This window comes from Listeria valentina (assembly GCF_011800755.1).
Taxonomy (GTDB): Bacteria; Bacillota; Bacilli; order Lactobacillales; family Listeriaceae; genus Listeria; species Listeria valentina.
Window position 1 is genome coordinate 1 of record NZ_JAATJW010000112.1, and the last position, 3,433, is coordinate 3,433.

The 3,433-nt window shown below is 35.7% G+C and carries 6 protein-coding genes; all 6 read left to right on the forward strand.

The window, feature by feature from the left end:
- The first annotated feature begins 365 nt into the window (after window positions 1-365).
- A complete protein-coding gene (locus tag HCK02_RS13485; RefSeq protein WP_036070427.1) occupies window positions 366-659 on the forward strand; it encodes a WXG100 family type VII secretion target in 294 nt (97 codons plus the stop codon).
- A gap of 57 nt (window positions 660-716) precedes the next feature.
- Window positions 717-986 (forward strand): DUF3130 family protein, encoded by a 270-nt coding sequence (locus tag HCK02_RS13490; protein ID WP_167630618.1) that lies wholly within the window; start codon window positions 717-719, stop codon window positions 984-986.
- A 58-nt stretch (window positions 987-1,044) separates the two neighbouring features.
- Entirely contained in the window at window positions 1,045-1,356 is a 312-nt protein-coding gene (locus HCK02_RS13495; protein ID WP_208970486.1) for a hypothetical protein, read from the forward strand.
- Window positions 1,343-2,836, forward strand: coding sequence for a T7SS effector LXG polymorphic toxin (locus HCK02_RS13500; RefSeq protein WP_167630620.1), 1,494 nt, complete (start codon window positions 1,343-1,345; stop codon window positions 2,834-2,836). Before HCK02_RS13495 ends, HCK02_RS13500 begins: the two co-directional genes overlap by 14 nt.
- 11 nt (window positions 2,837-2,847) lie before the next feature.
- A complete protein-coding gene (locus HCK02_RS13505) occupies window positions 2,848-3,126 on the forward strand; it encodes a hypothetical protein (RefSeq protein ID WP_167630621.1) in 279 nt (92 codons plus the stop codon).
- Window positions 3,123-3,433, forward strand: a 311-nt coding sequence (locus HCK02_RS13510) for an SseB family protein (protein ID WP_167630622.1), incomplete at its 3' end; no start/stop codon positions are given. The genes HCK02_RS13505 and HCK02_RS13510, both read left to right, overlap by 4 nt.

Genomic DNA, 3,433 nt, shown 5'->3' on the forward strand with positions numbered 1-3,433 from the left:
TTGATGTATGTTATTCTGAATGGTTCCAAAACTACCTGCATCGACATCATACGCGACTGGCTGTTTTAGAGGTATGTTATTCTGAATGGTTCCAAAACTGAAACCGAAGGCCAGTACATGAGTCTTTCGTTTTAGAGGTATGTTATTCTGAATGGTTCCAAAACCTCGCTTCGTGTTTGAACGAAATGCAAAAGGTTTTAGAGGTATGTTATTCTGACTAGCTTTAATTAAATATTTTGAGCTCTTTTCTTTTGAGAGAAGAGCTTTTTTATGTAAAAGTTCACAAAATGTTCACAGACAGAGCTTTAAGGTTGTGCTATATTGAAAATTGAAAGAAAACAATACATAAATAGGAGATGAGTTTCATGTCTGGACAAATCAGAATGACGCCTGCCGAGTTACGAGATCGCGCTAAAACTTACGGAACCAGTGCACGTGATATTGAGCAAATGTTACAACGCTTATCCCAATTACAAGAACAACTTCGGAGTGAATGGGAAGGACAAGCTTTTGCACGCTTTGACGACCAGTTCAATCAGTTGAAACCAAAAGTAACGGAATTTGCGAACTTGATGGACCAAATCGAGCAACAACTTCAAAAAACAGCAAGTGCTGTGGAAGAACAAGATCAACAACTTTCTCAAAACTTTGGGTTTTAAGAATGAAAAGGAAGGTGGTATGCGGCGCATATCACCTTTTTAAAAGGAGTTGATAAGATGAAAGAGGAAATTTTAAATGATTCAAAGGTAGCCAAAGACTTTGCCGATCATTTTCAAAAGCAAACGGATATGGAATTCAAACCAGCTGTTCAAATTGATTATTCAAGTAGTCCAGCTGTGAGAGATATCAAAAAAATTTTGAAGCATTCAGAAGCGATTGTGAAAAAATTTTCTACACAAGTTCAAAAAGATAGTCAAACCATCCAAAGCATCAGTGATGCACTCGAAAAGACAGATGCAAATGAGGCGAAAAAATATGGGGGATAACTAACAAATCGATCAAGTGATTCGTCTAAAGAAAGAATGGATCCAAAAAAATGAAGAATTGTCAGATATTGAAAGGGAAGCCCGTGAAATCGATCAGCTCTCGGAAGAACTTGCGGATTGGACAAGGAAAGAACGGCAGCTAAGAGAAGAAGTTCTTTTCTTTAGTGAAGGAACTAGGGCGAGAAAGATTGAAGAGCAGCGAATGGATCAGTTATACCATGAAGAGCTAGGCCATCGTTATCTTTTTCAGGATATAAAAGAGAGTTACGTGGCATGTATTCAAAAATTAAAACAAGAAGTTTCCATGCTTGAAAAAGAGTATCAAATAGCTCAAAAGAATGAAATGAGTGATGATTATGCCAAGAATTAGTAAAAGTGAATTATCATCTGCGAAAGAAATGACTCAAAAATCAAGATTAGAGATTCTAAACAAATTTGGGAAATTTGAAACGGAAGTAAAAGAGTTTGAAGGAACCCACAAATTAAAAGGAAAGAGTTGGGATTCGGCCAAACAACATTTTGGTGAATACCTTCCGATTTCAGATGGTATTTTCAATGCACTAGCAGACTTCGGAGAACGTTTTGAGCAGTACCTCGCTGCTTTTGAGAGCGAAGTAGGGTCTCCTAAAAACAAATTAGATACAGCCGATTTAGAGGACTTAAATGATCGCTTAAAAACCGTTAAAGCTTCGAAGGCGCAAGTGCTTGAAATGATGAAAAGTAAAATTACGCAATCGTATGTGGCAGGGGGTTATTCTGGATCCGTTGGGCAGAGCTTTGATAATGCCATGGAAGATATTAATAAGGATATTCAAGTTTTAGAAGATTATCGGCGTTTTGAATCGAGTCATGCCAATGATTTCTCAGCAGTCAGTGAAACATGGGATCATATCGATACCTACTTAGACCGTTTGAAAAAAGATGGGGGATATGATGCTTCTTCCAATACATATCAATCGGTTGACTTTAGTCAAGAAAAGTTTTATAAAGAATTAAGCAGCTATAACGCGAGTCAAAAGGATCATTATGAAGTGCAACGAATCGCCGTCAAAACGGATCACGGCTATGCCTATGAGTATCGGATGTATAAAAATGGGCTTTATGACCCTGAAGCTACCGATAAATTTAATCAATTGCAGAAAAAAGCAGAGATGGGACAAGCAGTAGATTTCTTTAAAGAGGTTGTAGGAATCAATGATTATATTCGAATGGTGGATGGCATAGATCCATTAACAGGTAAAAAAATTACGAATAATGAGCAAGCGGTCTCCTCTCTGATGTTTCTTCTAACGGTTGTTTCGGAAGCAACTGCTTTGAAGGTTTTGAAGAATATGGGAAAAGGGAACAAGGCATTAGAAGGTGTCAAATTAACTAAAGAAGATTCAGTGGCGGTGAAAAATAGTCAGAGAACTGCTGGAGATAATGCATCTAAATATAGTACAAAAATTGATTCCAAAGTTACCGAATTAGAAAAGGAAACATTACCTAGTCAAATTTCAAAATCCTTTACAGATAGTTATTATAGAACTGTTGAGACAACTGAAGAGGTTACCGTTTATAGAGCTTTTGGCGGATATGCAGATGCAGGTGGTGGCTTCACAACTACTAGTCCTGCTCAATCCCGAATAAATGCAAAAATAGATGCAGCTCTTTTACCTGAGTGGAAGAATACCCGTATGTATGAAGCGGAAATTGTTATTCCAAAAGGAGAAAAATTAAATATAGGAAAAGTAGCACCTCAAACTATTCCAGGAGTTGGAACAAAATTGGCTGGTGGAGCTGATCAAATATTGATGCCACAAGATTGGCCTTTAAACTGGATTAGTAAAATAAGTCCTATACCAAATTAAGGAGTGAAAAAATGGATACGTTGATCAATGATTGCTTAGAAGTTATGAATTTAATTAATCAAGAATTTCCTTCACAAAAACAATATGCAGGTATCATTAAAAATATCTATGATATTGTAGATCAAATTCTTTATTTCGCTAAGAAAGATGAAGTCTTAGATAAGAATATCAATTGGGATAGCTTGGTCAGACAGTTTGTAGATGAAACGACTCAATATAGAAGCCCTATAATATTGGGGCTTGAGAGAATTAAAGATGATTTAACGCTGATGCAGGAGACAACTAAATGAATAAACAAGAAGAAATAAAAAATCCAGCTTTATTATCAATTATAAAAGCTATTAAGAAGAGTTATTCATCTGATAGACAAAATGAACTGAACGAAGAGTTAAGAAAATCCAAATTATTAGTTCCTGCAAAAATTCATGAAGAAAATAAAATAAATATCATTAAAATTACAGATGAAAAAGGAAATGATTTTATTCCCGTTTTTACTGATTGGGATAATTTGCAATTAAATCACGAGTTTTCTCGAGCAGTCGTTTTTTCTCTACATGACTGTTTAACAGTTATTAGAAATGATCAATCACTTTATGG